Below are 15,421 nucleotides of genomic sequence, written 5' to 3' on the forward strand. Positions count from 1 at the left end.
TCATTTAGTGTTTAAAATTGTTTACGCATACAAATACTGTTTTTTAAACCTACATAGGGTTCGTAATTATCAACTATAGCATACCCGACCTTTAGATACAGCGCAATAGCTTCTTCTTGTTTGTATAACGTTTCCAAAACAGAAAACGAATACCCAAAATCTTGTGCCCAAAGTTCTAACTCTTTCAAAATAGCTTGAGCCAAACCTTTTCCTCGCACTTCTGGAGAAACAAACATCCGTTTTATTTCAATTGAACTTTTATCGTACTTCTTAAAACAACCGCAGGCTACAGGCTTGTCCTTGACATAAACAACAATAACATTTGGATTTAATTCCAAAATATTATTACCCCAATAATCCACTTTTAATTCTGGATATCGGTCCCATAAGCTCTTGTCTAATTTAGCTATCAAATTGACAAAATCTGGATTTTCACTGGTGGTTTTAAAAATTTTTAGGGTGTCCTTCATAAATTCATTATTGTATCAATACCTTAACCTCATCAAAATTCAGCCCGCCATAATTCCCGGAACTCATCAACAATAAAGCTGAATTCTCTAAATTTAAATGAAATAAATAATCTTTGAAATCTTTGGGATTAGTATAAATTATTAAATCTTTTCTATTGAAAGCCGTTGCAATTTGTTCATACGAAACTTCTTCCAATTGCTTAATTTTTACTGCATCCGGTGAATAAAAAACCACTGCGGTATCAGCAAACTCCAATGCGCCTTCATATTCTTTCAAGAATTCCGCATTCAAACTACTATAGGTATGGAGTTCTAAACAAGCAACTAAGGTACGGTTTGGATATTGTTCTTTAACCGCTTTGGTAGTTGCTGCTACTTTACTTGGGGAATGTGCAAAATCTTTGTAGGCAACTTTTGTTTTACTCTCCGCAATTTTTTCCAATCGTTTTGATGCGCCTTTAAAACTAGCAATCGCTTCGTAAAAGTCAGCTTCATCAACGCCCATATTCTGGCAAATCCATTTGGCTCCAGCTAAATTATTAAGATTATGTGCCCCAAAAACTTCAATTGGCATATCGCCCTCTGGTGTTTCAAGGAGTGTGATTCCATCACTTACAGAATACTTTGGGGTATGATACGCTAATTTACGTATTGGATTCGTAGCCGATTCGGAAACACGTTTTACTTCAGCATCATCTTCATTGTAAACGAGAATTCCTCCATTAGTAATTTTACCAATAAAAATTTCAAATTGTTCTACGTAATTTTCATAGGTAGGGAAAACATTAATATGATCCCAAGCAATTCCAGAAATCAAAGCAATATTAGGTTGATACAAATGGAACTTTGGCCTTCTGTCTATCGGCGAAGACAAATATTCATCCCCTTCTAGAACGATAAAATCATTTTCCTCGGTAAGATGTACCATCGTATCAAATCCTTCCAGTTGGGCTCCTACCATGTAATCTACGGCTATACCATGGTAATGCATCACATGCAAAATCATTGAGGTTATGGTTGTTTTCCCATGAGAACCACCAATTACGACACGAGTTTTATTTTTGGATTGCTCGTATAAAAATTCTGGATAAGAATATATTTTTAATCCTAGTTGTTGTGCTTTCAGCAATTCTGGATTATCGGCTTTAGCATGCATTCCTAGAATAACAGCTCCGATATCTTGTGTAATATTTTCAGCAAACCAACCCAACTCTAAAGGCAAGATTCCTTTTTTAGCTAATCTTGATTTTGATGGTTCAAAAATGGCGTCGTCACTTCCCGTAACTTGATATCCTTTGTTGTGTAATGCTAAAGCCAGATTGTGCATGGCGCTTCCTCCGATAGCTATAAAATGTGTACGCATTAATTGTTTTAATTTAAGGTTTTATAGTCCAAGTGAATTAAAAATTACTTTGAACTTTTTTGTTATTATAGGATTCTAAAAGAGATTTTGCCTTTTCAGTTTCATTCATTTTATTCTTATACAAGCTAGCCAGCTTTTGGTAACTTATTTTCGAACCTCCGGCAAGGATTGCTTTTTTATACTGCTGTTCCGCACCTTTATATCGTTTGAAATATTCCTCAATATGTCCTCTGGACAAATAACCATCAACAGGAGATAATCGCAATAATTCATTAGAATATTTCACCGCCTTAGTTTCACTCCCACCAATAATACCTGGTAATTGAATATACAATTCTATTAAAGCCCAGCGCGCGTCTATATGTTTTGGATTAAGACTTATAGCCTTTTCAAAAGATGCTTTGACTTCAGCAATCATCCCAAGCGCCTTAAATTTACTGCTCTCTTTAGCTCTCATTCCCATCGCACCTCCATATTTATAATAATAATTGGCTTCAGATGGCTTCACTATTTTTAACTTTTTATAATAAACAATTGCTTTATCCCAAGAATTATAAAAGCCTGCAATATCTCCTAAATACTCTATCGTTTTCAGATCCGATGGATTCGTTTTTAGAACCGATTCAAATATGGTTTGCGCCTGCTCATACTTTTCCTCTTTGAAGAGTTTTTCCGCTTTTTCAAAATTGGATTGGGACCAAATCATAATAGGGAATAATAAAAAGACTAGTATAAAATGTTTCATTCTTCAAAAATAAGGAAAATTTAAAGTATTAAACAGCTTTTTTAATCTTAAAAAAAGTTAACAAATCAATATGTGTAACGTGTAATAATAATACATAAGAAACATTACCATAACACAGAGTAATTAATTTCGTCAAAACAAATTATGAAAAGAAAGAGAAAAATTCCTTTAGTCGTATTAAGCGATGTACACTTAGGAACATATGGCTGTCAAGCCAACGAATTACTGCAATATTTGAAATCGATTCAGCCAAAAATGCTGGTTTTAAATGGAGACATCATTGATATGTGGAGTTTTAGCAAAAGATATTTTCCCGCTTCACACATGAATGTATTGCGACAAATCATAAAAATGTCCAATCAAGGAACCCGGGTTATTTATATTACTGGAAATCATGATGAAGCTTTAAGAAAATATTCCGATTTTATTTTAGGGAATTTTGAATTGGCAGATAAATTAATTCTGGACTTAGACGGAAAAAAAACCTGGATTTTTCACGGAGATGTTTTCGATTCTTCTACAAAAGGCTATGCAAAAATATTGGCCAAACTTGGCGGAAAAGGCTATGATTTATTGATTTTGATAAATAGTTTTATCAATTGGGTTTTAGTCCTTTTAGGAAAAGAAAAAAGAAGCTATTCTAAAATGATTAAGGACAGTGTAAAGAAAGCCGTTTCTTTTGTGTCAAATTTTGAAACTACAGCCGCCGAAATTGCCATCCAAAAAAAATACAGTTATGTAGTTTGCGGACACATACACAAACCACAAATGAGGGAAGTAGAAAACGAATATGGAAAAGTTATGTATTTAAACAGTGGTGACTGGGTCGAAAACCTTACCGCATTGGAATACAAAAAAGAAAAATGGAGTATTTATCAATACAATAAAACGGACTATATACACCATGATAACAAAGAAGAATTAATTATGAATGACATTGTAACCAAAATTCTGTCCTAATTAATTCAGCTACTTTATAAAAATCTATTTCATTTTAAAGATCAATTTAAAAAAACTACTATTTAATCCAATTTAAATAAAGCACATGAAAATATTTTATGCAATTCAAGCAACTGGCAACGGTCATATCAGTAGGGCTATGCAACTTTACCCATATTTACAAAAATTTGGCACTGTAGATTTTTTCATGAGTGGAAATAATGCTAGTCTAAAAATTGATTTACCAATAAAATACAAAAGCGACGGGTGTAGCTTGCACTATAGTAAATGTGGTGGGTTAAATTATTTAGATATTGCTAGAAATATTAGACCACTACAGATGTTTAAAGATGCGAAATCCCTGCCTTTAAAAAATTATGATGTAGTAATTAATGATTTTGATTCCATTACTTCTCTTGCGTGTAAATTACAGAAAGTACATTCCGTACAACTTGGACATCAAGCCAGTTTTGCTTCAGACTCAACCCCCAGACCAGAAAAAAAAAGCCTTATGGGAGAAATAATTTTAAAACATTATGCCCCTTCTCCCCAGTATATTGGATTGCATTTTGAGAAATATGATTCTTTCATTCTCCCTCCAATTATTAAAGATGAAATTATAGAAGCCGAACCAAAAGATCTAAAACACATAACTGTTTATCTGCCTTCTTTCCAAAAAGACTGTTTAGAAAAGGCTTTTAATAAACGCACCGAGATTAATTTTCACTGGTTTTTGAATGATGTGAAACTCAAACATACCATTGGCAACATCACCTATTATCCTGTGAATCAAAAACAGTTCAATCAAAGCTTAATCAACTGTCATGGCATCATAACTGGTGGTGGATTTGAAACACCCGCAGAAGCATTGTATCTTAGAAAAAAAATACTTAGCATCCCTATACGAAATCATTACGAGCAAGAGTGTAATGCCGCAGCACTAAAAAAAATGGGGGTTCCAGTAGTTTACGAAGTAGGTGATAATTTTGAGTTGATTATAGAAAACTGGCTTAATACGGATACTCCTATTCCCAACATAAAAGCTAATACAGTCCCTGAAACATTACAGTTCTTATTTGACACCTATAATAGCAATTAATTCAAATTATAGCAACAAAAAAAGTGTTCTTTTAGAACACCTTTTTTTATGAAATTTAAGAAAATTAGTCGTTCAACATTTTCCACAACTTGTCTTTTAATTCTGTTAAACCTTGTTGAGCAACAGAAGAAATAAACATGTACGGAATATCTTTGAAAGCGACATCTAATTCTACTTTAAGTTCCGCTCTCAATTCATCATCGAGCATATCGCATTTTGAAATTACTAACAAACGCTCTTTATCCAACATCTCTGGATTGTATTTTGTCAATTCGTTAACTAAAATATCATACTCGGCTTTAATATCTGTCGTATCCACGGGAACTAGAAATAATAAAGTTGAATTACGTTCAATATGACGCAAGAAATAATGTCCTAAACCTTTCCCTTCGGCAGCACCTTCAATAATTCCGGGAATATCAGCGATTACAAAAGATTGAAAATCTCTGTAGGCAACGATTCCAAGATTTGGCTTTAAGGTAGTAAACGGATAATCTGCAATTTTGGGTTTAGCTGAAGTAAGTACTGACAACAATGTTGACTTACCTGCGTTAGGAAAACCCACTAAACCGACATCAGCCAATACTTTAAGTTCTAAAATCACATCCATTTCTGCTCCTGGTAAACCAGGCTGTGAATATCTTGGTGTCTGATTCGTTGAACTTCTAAAATGCCAGTTTCCTAACCCTCCTTTACCTCCACGAGAAAGAATTTGTTTTTCACCGTCTTCGGTAATTTCAAATAGTATTTCTCCTGTTTCTTTATCTTTTACTACCGTTCCTAATGGAACTTCGATAAATTTATCGTCTCCATCAGCACCCGTACTTCTATCTCCGCTCCCATCACCACCATTACCAGCTTTGATATGACGTGCAAATTTAAGATGAAACAATGTCCAAAGACCTTTGTTACCAACCAAAAAAACATGACCACCACGACCACCATCACCACCATCAGGACCACCTTTTTCAATAAATTTTTCTCTATGCAAGTGCGTAGATCCTTTTCCTCCTTTGCCGGAAGAAACATATATTTTAACGTAATCTACAAAATTCCCTTCTGTCATTTTTTTTAGTATTCAGCATTCAGTCGCAGTATTTAGCATCAGCACCCATGTACTTAAATCCCAAATCCTATCTCCAAAAGCTTGTATTATTATTTAAGTGCTTTCACCATCACTTTATCAATCTTCACGCCATCCATATCTATGACTTCTAACTCAAATTTTTGCCAAATTAATTTCTCGCCTTGTTTTGGAATATGAGAAAGCTCGGTCATTATTAATCCACTTACCGTAGTGACTTCATAATCATTGATTAATTCATCCAATTCAAAATAAGTCAAGAAATCGTGTAACGAATAATGCCCGTCAACTAACCACGTACCATCCTCTCTTTCTATCAGTTGAAAATCATCCTTGTAAAAATCAGACGCATCTCCTACCAAGGCTTCCAAAATATCATTCAATGTAATTATTCCTTGGAAAACACCATATTCATCTGATACAAATGCATAATGTATACCTGTTTTTTTGAAATTTTCCAAAGCAATATAAGCCGTGGTTTGCTCCATCATAAAAGGAGCTTCGGTCATTATATCAGCCAAATTAAAATTTTCATTCTCAAAATGAGCAAAAATATTTTTTAAATTAACAACTCCTACAATATCGTCATAATTTTCCCCATAAACCGGATAAATAGAATGCAACTCTTTGAGCATAAAATCTTTGACCTGCTCTTTATCCGAATGAAAAGGTAAAAAGACCACTGATTTCCTATGTGTCATCAATGAATTTATCTTTCTATCTCCAATGTGAAAAACACGTTCCACAATATCTTGCTCTATTTCCTGAACTTCACCACCTTCAGTACCTTCTTTAATAATCGCCTTTATTTCCTCTTCGGTTACTTTTCCGTCTGCCGTTGGCTTAATTTGTAAAATATTCAGTAAAAAATCAGTTGAATGTGTTAGCAACCAAATGAATGGTGCGGTTATGATTGAAACTACTTTCATCGGTAAAGCTACAGCTTTTGCTATTGCTTCTGGATGATTCAATCCTAGTCTTTTTGGCAATAATTCCCCTAACACTAGAGAGAAAAAAGTAAGCACAACCACAACTAATCCTACTGCCACAGGATGTGCATAAGGAGTTAGTACTTCGAATCCTTTTATAAATACCTCAACATCTTTGGTTATTTTATCCCCACTATAGATCCCCGTAAGAATACCTATTAAGGTAATCCCGATTTGTACAGTTGACAAAAATTTATTTGGCGAATTCGCCAGGTCTAAAGCAATTTTTGCACTTTTATTTCCTTTTTTTGCTGCAGTCTCTAATCTGTTTTTTCGTGCAGAAATCAATGCGATTTCTGACATCGAGAAAACCCCATTTAATAGTATTAGAAAAAATATTATTAGTATTTCCAATTTCTTAGTTGATTCGTTTATGTATTAAAATGTGATTTCTAATTTTTTTTTGAAATCGGTAGTTTGTAGTTTCTATTCTGTAGTTCCGAAAGCAGTAAAATTTTATTGAAAAAACCACTTACCATCCAGGACTCGTAAGAACTACTGGAATTTATTGTTATAAATTATCAATCACTTCACTAACTCTTTTGGTAATCTCTGCAATGGAACCTATTCCATTAACAGTATAGAATTTACCTTGAGTTTGATAATACTCCATTAATGGTGCTGTTTTTTCGTTGTATTCCTGATAGCGATTTCTAATTTTCTCTTCATCTTGATCGTCTATTCTACCGCTTGTTTTCCCTCTTTCTAACAACCGTTGAACTAAAACTTCATCATCGGCTTCAAGGGCAATTGTCGCGGCAACTTTAGACCCAATTGAAGTTAGAAATCGATCTAAATCTTCAGCTTGCGATATTGTTCTTGGATAGCCGTCAAATAAAACTCCATTCGTCTCAGGATGTTTGTTCACCTCATCAATAAGCATTTTTGTAGTCAATTCATCCGGTACTAAATCACCCGCATCCATGTATACTCTTGCTTGCTTACCAAGTTCAGTATCGTTTTTTAAATTAAAACGAAATACATCACCAGTGGATATATGTGTTAATTTGTATTTTTCTTTCAAAAACTCTGCTTGAGTCCCTTTACCAGCTCCTGGTTTTCCAAATAAAACAATGTTAGTCATGTTGTTGTGTAATTATTCTTTTAATTTATATACTTCCGGTAAATTCCTACCTAAACCATTGTAGTCCAAGCCATAACCCACAATGAATTTATTTGGAATTCGAATCCCAATATAATCTATTTTGATGTCTTTAGTGTATGCTTCCGGTTTAAAAAACAGAGTGGCTATCTTAAAATGTTTTACGTTTTGTTGTTTGAATAATTCTTTCAATGCTACCAAAGTATTTCCTGTATCTACAATATCCTCTATTATAATAACTGATCGTCCTGTCAAATCTTGGTTCAATCCTATCAATTGTTTCACTTGGTTTGTTGAAGAAATTCCTTCATAAGAAGCCATTTTTATGAAAGATACTTCACATGGTTTTTTATACAGTTTCATAAAATCTGAAACAACCATAAATGCGCCATTCAAAACACCTATAAATATTGGCGTTTCATCAGCAAAATCATCCCCTATTTGGGCAACCATTTTGGTTAAGGCAAATTCTATTTCCTTAGCAGAAATAAACGGAACAAATTGTTTATCGTGAAGTTGTATCATTATTTTCGTATTTAAAATAATGTGCAAAGATACTGAATTCGGGTTTGAGAATTGATAAATGGGCATTAATTTGTATTTATTAGTAAAATTCACAAAAAAAGAATTTAAAATGTAGGGAATGCGACAAATGATACAATAGAAATTCCGAAGAAAATAAAATACCATTTTCGGATTCAATCATTATAAAGTATCTTTGCTTAAACATACAACTAGATAATGAATTATTTTTCTTCTGATTTCAAATTAGGAATTCTCGGCGGCGGACAACTGGGCAAAATGCTGTTGTTTGATACCCGAAAATTTGACATACAAACCTATGTTCTGGATCCAAGTGACGAAGCACCTTGCAAAATTGCCTGTGACCAATTCATCAAAGGCGATTTGATGGACTTTGAAACGGTTTATAACTTTGGCAAAAAAGTAGACGTTTTGACTTTCGAAATTGAGTTGGTAAATCTGGAAGCTTTGTTGCAACTCGAAAAAGAAGGATTAAAAGTATATCCTTCGCCAAAAACATTGAAATTGATTCAAAACAAAGGAATTCAGAAAGATTTTTACACGCAACATGCCATTCCAACAGCCAATTACAAACGATTCAACAACCTAAAAAGCCTAATTGTTGACATTCTGGATTCTAAATTAAAATTGCCATTTGTATGGAAATGTACGGAATTTGGTTATGATGGAAACGGCGTAAAAGTCATACGACAAATTTCAGATTTAGACAATTTAGCCAATGTTGAATGTATTGCTGAAGAAATGGTTCCGTTCAAAAACGAATTGGCTGTTATCGTTTGCCGCAATCCGTCAGGCAAAATAAAAACCTATCCTGTAGTAGAAATGGAATTCCATCCAGAAGCAAACCAAGTAGAATATGTGATTTGTCCGGCTCGAATTGATGATAAAGTAGCCGAAAAAGCAAGAGCAATCGCATTGAATGTTTCAGAAAAATTCAACCATGTGGGATTGCTAGCGGTAGAAATGTTTCAAACTGAAGACGATGAAATCCTTGTGAACGAAGTAGCTCCCCGCCCACATAATTCAGGACACTATTCAATTGAAGCCAGTTATACTTCACAATTCGAAAACCATTTGCGCGCCATCCTTGATTTGCCATTAGGAAATACTGACAGTAAAGTAGCCGGAATTATGGTAAATTTAGTGGGAGCCGAAGGATTTTCAGGTGAGGTGGTTTATGAAAATATTGAGAAAATATTAGGATGGAATGGTGTTACCCCGCACATTTACGGAAAAAAACAAACACGTCCATTTAGAAAAATGGGACATGTCACTATCGTAAACAAAGATATTAATGAAGCCCGAAGAATTGCCGAAGATGTCAAGAATACAATCAGAGTAATAAGTTAATTGAAAAAATTAAAAGATTGAAAAATTCAGGACACAAACTAAATTGAATTTCTCAAAAAATCTTTAAATACTCAAATCTTTAAATAAAAACAAAAAATGAAAGTAGCCGTAATAATGGGAAGCATTTCAGATATGCCAATCATGCAAGAAGCAATTGATATTTTAAAAGCATTTGATATAGAAATTGAAGTCGACATTGTTTCAGCACATAGAACTCCCGAAAAACTATTTGATTTCAGCAAAAACGCACACACTCGAGGCATATCGGTAGTTATCGCCGGAGCAGGAGGTGCGGCGCATTTGCCTGGAATGGTCGCATCAATGTCTCCACTTCCAGTAATTGGCGTTCCTATAAAATCAAGCAATTCAATTGATGGATGGGATAGCGTCTTATCCATTTTACAAATGCCTGGAGGTGTACCCGTAGCAACTGTTGCATTAAACGGCGCTAAAAACGCAGGAATTCTGGCAGTTCAAATTCTCGGAAGCCACAACAAAAGTGTGATGGACAAAATGATACATTACAAAACAGGATTAAAAGAAGCGGTAAACATCGCCTCAGAAAGTCTACAAAAATAAAAAAAGCTCCATGATGGAGCTTTTTTTATTACTTTAAATCTTGCACTAATTTATTCCGCTTCAACTACAATCTCCAGAACTCCTTCAAATTCTGAAGCAATAATATCATCTTTACTCAACCAGTATTCAGAGGTTGTAAGCGTATAATTCAACCTATCTTTAGTCTCTGCGTCCCAAAGAATATCCTCTGCTTCCGGGAAAGGTACGTTTTCCTTCATAGGAAGATCAAACAATCTTTTGATAAGAGTACTGTCCGACAATCCGTTATTTAATAATTTTAAAATATTTTCTTTAGTCAATTCGTTTTCATTTTCTCCTGCTATTGGTGTAAAACTACATTCAATAATAGTAGCTTTTGCATTGGGAAATTTACCATTGTAAGCTTTAAAAAGCAATTGATTAATATGGAATAAAGTGGAATGTAATCCTATTTCAGGATATTCTTCACATACTTTGTCTAAAAGCATATCGTTCGAAATTTGCTGAATCTGACCTTCATTCAAATCTTCGGATAATTTATATTCTAATACGATTGCAGCAGCATCTTTAGGCTCGAAATCAGAAATTGCCATAAACAACAACTCTCTTAAACTAGCTGTATCAGCATCTGAAGCATCTGGGTAATCGAATTTCTCCAATAACTTTATGTAATCTTCGTCAGTCCAGTATCCTTCAATTTCATCTACAGTAGTCGCCCTATTTATTGTAATTTGGTAGTTCATCTTTTATTTAATTTTACGGTGTGTTTTTAATTCGTTTCTTCAAAAACCAATCTTTTTTTACAATTTAAGACTTTATTCCGGTGAGAAGAAATAAATAACATTTAAATAACAGTATTGAATGTGCTATTTTTTACCAAATCAATTAATTAGACTAACACATTTTTTTATTAAATCCGTACCTTTGATATCTTTAAACACTGAATTCTTTTTACTAAAAAACACAAATGAGCATCCTAACCCACCATTTCAATACTCCCTATAACACAGCGCCTTTTTCGAAAATTAAAAACGAAGATTTTCTTCCTGCTTTTCAAAAAGGAATCGAATTAGCAAAAGCTGAAATTGAAGCTATTGTACGAAACCCTATAAAACCAACTTTTGAAAACACGATTGAAGCATTGGCTTTCAGCGGTGATGTTTTGGACAGAATCTCCAGTATATTTTTCAACTTGAATTCAGCGGAAACGAATGATGAGATTCAAAAAATAGCTCAGGAAGTTTCTCCATTATTATCTGAATTTGGAAATGATGTGCGCCTTAACCCTGATTTATTCGCCCGAGTAAAAACGGTTTATGAGCAACGAGAAAAACTAAATTTAAATCCAGAGCAAACCACGCTTTTGGATAAAAAATACAAAAGCTTCTCCAGAAACGGAGCCAATTTGCCAGAAGACAAAAAAAATCAATTGCGAGAAATTGACAAAGAATTATCGCAATTGAGTTTGCAGTTTGGCGAAAATGTTTTGGCCGAAACGCAAGCCTATCAATTACACATTACCAATGAATCGGATTTAGCCGGTTTACCGGAAGGTACAATCGAAGCCGCTCGCTCTTTGGCCAAAAGCCAAGAAAAAGAAGGTTGGATTTTCACGCTGGATTATCCCAGTTATGTTCCCTTTGTTACCTATGCTGACAATCGGGAATTGCGTCAAAAAATGGCCATTGCTTTTGGCGCCAAAGGTTTTCAAAACAATGAATTTGACAATCAGCAAATTGTGCTTAAAATTGCCCAATTGCGTTTTGAAAGAGCGCAGGTTTTGGGTTATGCTACACACGCTCATTTTGTTCTCGAAGAAAGAATGGCAGAAAGTCCGGAAAGAGTAAAAACATTTTCGAATGATTTATTGGAGAAAGCCAAACCAGCAGCTTTAAAAGAATTTGCGCAATTAACTGCTTTCGCTACAGCGCTAGACGGTATTGAACAACTGGAAAAATGGGATGGCGCCTATTACTCGGAGAAATTGAAGCAACAATTATTCAATTTGGACGATGAAATATTAAAACCGTATTTTCAATTGGAAAAAGTCTTAGACGGTGCTTTTGCAGTAGCCCAAAAATTATATGGAATCACTTTCGAAGAAATTTTCGAAGTGGACAAATACCATGAAGAAGTAAAAACATACGCAGTTAAAGACGAAGAGAACCAACTTGTCGCTGTGTTTTATACTGATTTCTTTCCAAGAAAAGGCAAACGCAACGGTGCTTGGATGACGTCATTTAAATCGCAATACATCAAAAAAGAGAGCAACGAAAGACCGCATATTTCTATTGTGTGCAATTTCACAAAACCCACCGAAACAAAACCATCGCTATTAACTTTCAACGAAGTAACAACTTTATTCCATGAATTTGGGCATGCGTTACATGGAATATTAGCCAATACAACATATCCAAGTCTCTCAGGAACTTCTGTCTATTGGGATTTCGTAGAATTACCAAGTCAGATTCTCGAAAACTGGTGTTACGAACCGGAAGCACTCGCTTTATTTGCGTATCATTATGAAACTGGCGAAATGATTCCGATGGAATTGGTTCATAAAATTAAAGAAAGTGCTAGTTTTCAAGAAGGCATGGCAACAATGCGCCAATTGAGTTTTGGGTTGTTAGATATGGGCTGGCATGCACAAGATCCTTCCAATATCAAAGACATCAAAGCTTTTGAAACAGAACAATTTGCAGCTACACAATTGTATCCAGAAGTAAAAGAGAATGCGATGAGCACTTCCTTTTCCCATATCTTTCAAGGTGGTTATTCTTCTGGATATTACAGCTACAAATGGGCAGAAGTACTGGATGCTGATGCTTTTGAATATTTTCAGGAAAAAGGAATTTTTAATAAAGAAGTGGCTACCAAATTTAAAGAAAATGTACTTTCTAAAGGTGGTACGGAACATCCAATGATTTTATACAAACGCTTTAGAGGACAAGAACCCAAACCAGAAGCGCTATTAAAAAGAGCCGGATTGGTTTAAAACACAAGTATTGCAAACCAGAAGTGTAACCCCTCTTGGTTTGCAATACACTTTTAATATTTCACACAAGTTAAAACCCAAAACAACGATGAGTTTTTTAAAAGCCGAATGGAATAATTTAGCCATGATTAATTATGAAGTCAATCCTGAAATTTTAGAAAAACATGTTCCAAAAGGAACCGAAATAGATTACTGGAATGGCAAATGTTATGTCAGCTTTATTGGATTCCTTTTCGAAAAAGTACGTGTTTTAGGAATGAAAATTCCATTTCATTCTGATTTCGAGGAAGTTAATCTTCGGTTTTACGTAAGGCGTTTTGAAAATGGAGTGTGGAAAAGAGGCGCTGTTTTTATTAGTGAAATTGTCCCTAAATACGCTATTTCGTTCATTGCAAATAAGTTCTACAACGAACATTACCAGACCTTACCGATGAAACATACGCTTGAAGTACTAGAACATTCTCGCAAATTTATTTACCAATGGAAAGTAAATAACAACTGGAACACTATTCATGTAGAAACCAATAAAAAACCCATAGCAATTGAACCGAATTCTGAAGCAGAATTTATCACAGAACATTATTTTGGGTACACCAAAATCAATAAAAACGAAACTTTTGAATACCAAGTTACGCATCCCAGATGGCAACAATATGAAGTCATCAAGAACAAATCAGTAATTGATTTTGAAGGGGTTTACGGTAAAGAATTTGCTTTTATTAAAGATTTAGAACCTACCTCCGTCTTTCTGGCTGTTGGCTCAAAAATAACCATCGAAGACAAAAGAAAAATATAATTTAATGACCCGAAAAAAAAATACGGATACAAATAAATGCTCCGCTACAAACCGTTTTTGATGTATCATGAAAGGTTAGCGAACAGCAACAATCTATAAGCACTACAATTGCAATTGAAAGAACAACAAAGGGATTGGTCACTTATAATAAAACGAGAACATGACATGGAAAATATTTGATTTTTATCAGACGCTCAAAAACCATATAACTATAATGAACAGTCTATTTATTTTGCAGATTAAATAGAGTAAGCAAAATTCAATCCATTAAGAAACAACCATTTGTTTTATACAAAAAAGTAATAAATCGTTATGAACGATAAAAATTCATTATAAACTACCTTACGACATCTTTGGTTTATTATTATTTTTGTTTCCAAAAATCACCTGATTCCTTTTATTCTTGAAGGAAATATAATTTGGAAAGCTTCATCTTAAAGCAAGAAGTAGTATCCACCAAATTATCGGAATGCTTTCTACCCAAAAAGAGGTGTAATATTTTGTCCTTTTTTTATTGGCAAAAAGCAGAAATAAAGAAATAATAATCACTAAAATCAAGTTGACAATCAATTGCTTTTTATCAAAATTGCTTTTGAAAAACTCTAAAAAATAAAATGGCAGCAAAAGTAATAACCCTACTATTTTTGTTCGCTTTACTCCTATTTGCTGTGGCACGGTTTGCAAATGTGGGTCGTCTTCTGCAAAATCAATGATTTCAAAAATTAGTACCAAAATAAAAATCAAGAGAAAGCGTTGCATGCATTTCAAATAGAAGTCGGAAGTAAGAGGAATACCCGCATTTAAGAGTGGTAATACCAAAGTCACTCCTACCCAACACGAAGCCACAATATAAATTTTTACACCGGCCCAATTTCTGGCGTTTCTCCTGTTGGGAAAAAAGGGAAGTGTATACAGCATCGTAATACTCAAAAAAACCACTGCTAGACTTTGAGTTATTCGCTCGAGCAGAAAAAAATAATAGCCAACCAAAATAAGAGAGCAACAACTTAATAAAGAAATCGCCATCAGTTCTTTCCGCATTTGTGTCTTTTGTGCTCGTGCTAAAGCATCATATTTCACAAAATTATAGCCTACAATGGTCCCAAAAAACGCAAAGCTTGCTATAGATCCCTCATAAGGAATGTGGAACATGTAGTGTGTCATTCTCACTAAGGCATAACAAGACAAACCCACGTGAATACTGCTATTTATATAAAAATTGAATATTAGCTTAAAAAACTTCATTAGACAAAATTAATCAAAGTGTTAATAAGAAAGGCTTTTAGTTGAAAAATTCACAGAAAATCAAGTTAAAAAAGGCAATTAATAGCATATTAATATTTAATTTTACAGCCTCAAAACAAGAAACACACAACCCATTTTATATA

The 15,421-nt window shown here is 34.1% G+C and carries 15 protein-coding genes; 6 read left to right on the forward strand and 9 right to left on the reverse strand.

Translation table 11 applies throughout. From position 1 onward, the window contains the following. Positions 1 to 11: 11 nt before the first annotated feature. Genes ACNQF9_RS12810 through ACNQF9_RS12820 form a run of 3 tightly spaced genes read right to left on the reverse strand, consistent with a single transcriptional unit; the run spans position 12 to position 2,578 of the window. A complete protein-coding gene (locus ACNQF9_RS12810) occupies positions 12 to 470 on the reverse strand; it encodes a GNAT family N-acetyltransferase (protein WP_417990327.1) in 459 nt (152 codons plus the stop codon). Between the two features lie 7 nt (positions 471 to 477). Next, positions 478 to 1,833, reverse strand: a complete 1,356-nt coding sequence (locus ACNQF9_RS12815; RefSeq protein WP_417961125.1) for a UDP-N-acetylmuramate--L-alanine ligase — start codon at positions 1,831 to 1,833, stop codon at positions 478 to 480. Between the two features lie 37 nt (positions 1,834 to 1,870). Further along, complete coding sequence (locus ACNQF9_RS12820) at positions 1,871 to 2,578, reverse strand: tetratricopeptide repeat protein (protein WP_417961127.1); 708 nt, start codon at positions 2,576 to 2,578, stop codon at positions 1,871 to 1,873. A gap of 144 nt (positions 2,579 to 2,722) precedes the next feature. Here ACNQF9_RS12820 and ACNQF9_RS12825 point away from each other — a divergent pair, with 144 nt between their 5' ends. Both ACNQF9_RS12825 and ACNQF9_RS12830 read left to right on the forward strand, forming a co-directional pair. After that, positions 2,723 to 3,538, forward strand: coding sequence for a UDP-2,3-diacylglucosamine diphosphatase (locus tag ACNQF9_RS12825; protein WP_417990328.1), 816 nt, complete (start codon positions 2,723 to 2,725; stop codon positions 3,536 to 3,538). 85 nt (positions 3,539 to 3,623) lie between these two features. Next, entirely contained in the window at positions 3,624 to 4,616 is a 993-nt protein-coding gene (locus ACNQF9_RS12830) for a glycosyltransferase family protein (protein ID WP_417961131.1), read from the forward strand. A 64-nt stretch (positions 4,617 to 4,680) separates the two neighbouring features. Here the strand turns inward: ACNQF9_RS12830 and obgE are convergent, their stop codons facing one another. The 4 genes from obgE to hpt all read right to left on the reverse strand — a co-directional run bounded on the left by obgE (position 4,681) and on the right by hpt (position 8,316). Continuing rightward, positions 4,681 to 5,682 (reverse strand): GTPase ObgE, encoded by a 1,002-nt coding sequence (gene obgE, locus ACNQF9_RS12835; protein ID WP_417961133.1) that lies wholly within the window; start codon positions 5,680 to 5,682, stop codon positions 4,681 to 4,683. 89 nt (positions 5,683 to 5,771) lie between these two features. Beyond that, positions 5,772 to 7,043, reverse strand: coding sequence for a hemolysin family protein (locus tag ACNQF9_RS12840; RefSeq protein WP_417961135.1), 1,272 nt, complete (start codon positions 7,041 to 7,043; stop codon positions 5,772 to 5,774). A gap of 157 nt (positions 7,044 to 7,200) precedes the next feature. After that, complete coding sequence (locus ACNQF9_RS12845) at positions 7,201 to 7,773, reverse strand: adenylate kinase (RefSeq protein ID WP_417990329.1); 573 nt, start codon at positions 7,771 to 7,773, stop codon at positions 7,201 to 7,203. A gap of 12 nt (positions 7,774 to 7,785) precedes the next feature. After that, a complete protein-coding gene (gene hpt / locus ACNQF9_RS12850; protein WP_417990330.1) occupies positions 7,786 to 8,316 on the reverse strand; it encodes a hypoxanthine phosphoribosyltransferase in 531 nt (176 codons plus the stop codon). Positions 8,317 to 8,532: 216 nt separating this feature from the next. On the opposite strand from hpt, the gene ACNQF9_RS12855 reads away from it, so the two are divergent. Together ACNQF9_RS12855 and purE are read left to right on the forward strand one after the other, a co-directional pair. Next, positions 8,533 to 9,684 (forward strand): 5-(carboxyamino)imidazole ribonucleotide synthase, encoded by a 1,152-nt coding sequence (locus ACNQF9_RS12855; RefSeq protein ID WP_417990331.1) that lies wholly within the window; start codon positions 8,533 to 8,535, stop codon positions 9,682 to 9,684. A 96-nt stretch (positions 9,685 to 9,780) separates the two neighbouring features. After that, the gene (purE, locus tag ACNQF9_RS12860) at positions 9,781 to 10,263 is read left to right on the forward strand and encodes a 5-(carboxyamino)imidazole ribonucleotide mutase (RefSeq protein ID WP_417961143.1); all 483 of its coding nucleotides are present in this window, start codon (positions 9,781 to 9,783) and stop codon (positions 10,261 to 10,263) included. 50 nt (positions 10,264 to 10,313) lie between these two features. On the opposite strand, the gene ACNQF9_RS12865 is transcribed toward purE, so the two are convergent. Continuing rightward, positions 10,314 to 10,985 (reverse strand): hypothetical protein, encoded by a 672-nt coding sequence (locus ACNQF9_RS12865; RefSeq protein ID WP_417990332.1) that lies wholly within the window; start codon positions 10,983 to 10,985, stop codon positions 10,314 to 10,316. A 224-nt stretch (positions 10,986 to 11,209) separates the two neighbouring features. Between ACNQF9_RS12865 and ACNQF9_RS12870 the strand changes: the two genes are divergently transcribed. Both ACNQF9_RS12870 and ACNQF9_RS12875 read left to right on the forward strand, forming a co-directional pair. Next, positions 11,210 to 13,237, forward strand: coding sequence for a M3 family metallopeptidase (locus tag ACNQF9_RS12870; protein WP_417990333.1), 2,028 nt, complete (start codon positions 11,210 to 11,212; stop codon positions 13,235 to 13,237). Between the two features lie 88 nt (positions 13,238 to 13,325). After that, a complete protein-coding gene (locus ACNQF9_RS12875) occupies positions 13,326 to 14,033 on the forward strand; it encodes a YqjF family protein (protein WP_417990334.1) in 708 nt (235 codons plus the stop codon). 429 nt (positions 14,034 to 14,462) lie between these two features. Here ACNQF9_RS12875 and ACNQF9_RS12880 read toward each other — a convergent pair whose 3' ends face one another. Next, positions 14,463 to 15,278: a hypothetical protein gene (locus tag ACNQF9_RS12880; protein ID WP_417990335.1), complete on the reverse strand. Its 816-nt coding sequence runs from the start codon at positions 15,276 to 15,278 to the stop codon at positions 14,463 to 14,465. Positions 15,279 to 15,421: the final 143 nt, after the last annotated feature.

Source organism: Flavobacterium amylolyticum, from assembly GCF_048284335.1.
Lineage (GTDB): Bacteria > Bacteroidota > Bacteroidia > Flavobacteriales > Flavobacteriaceae > Flavobacterium.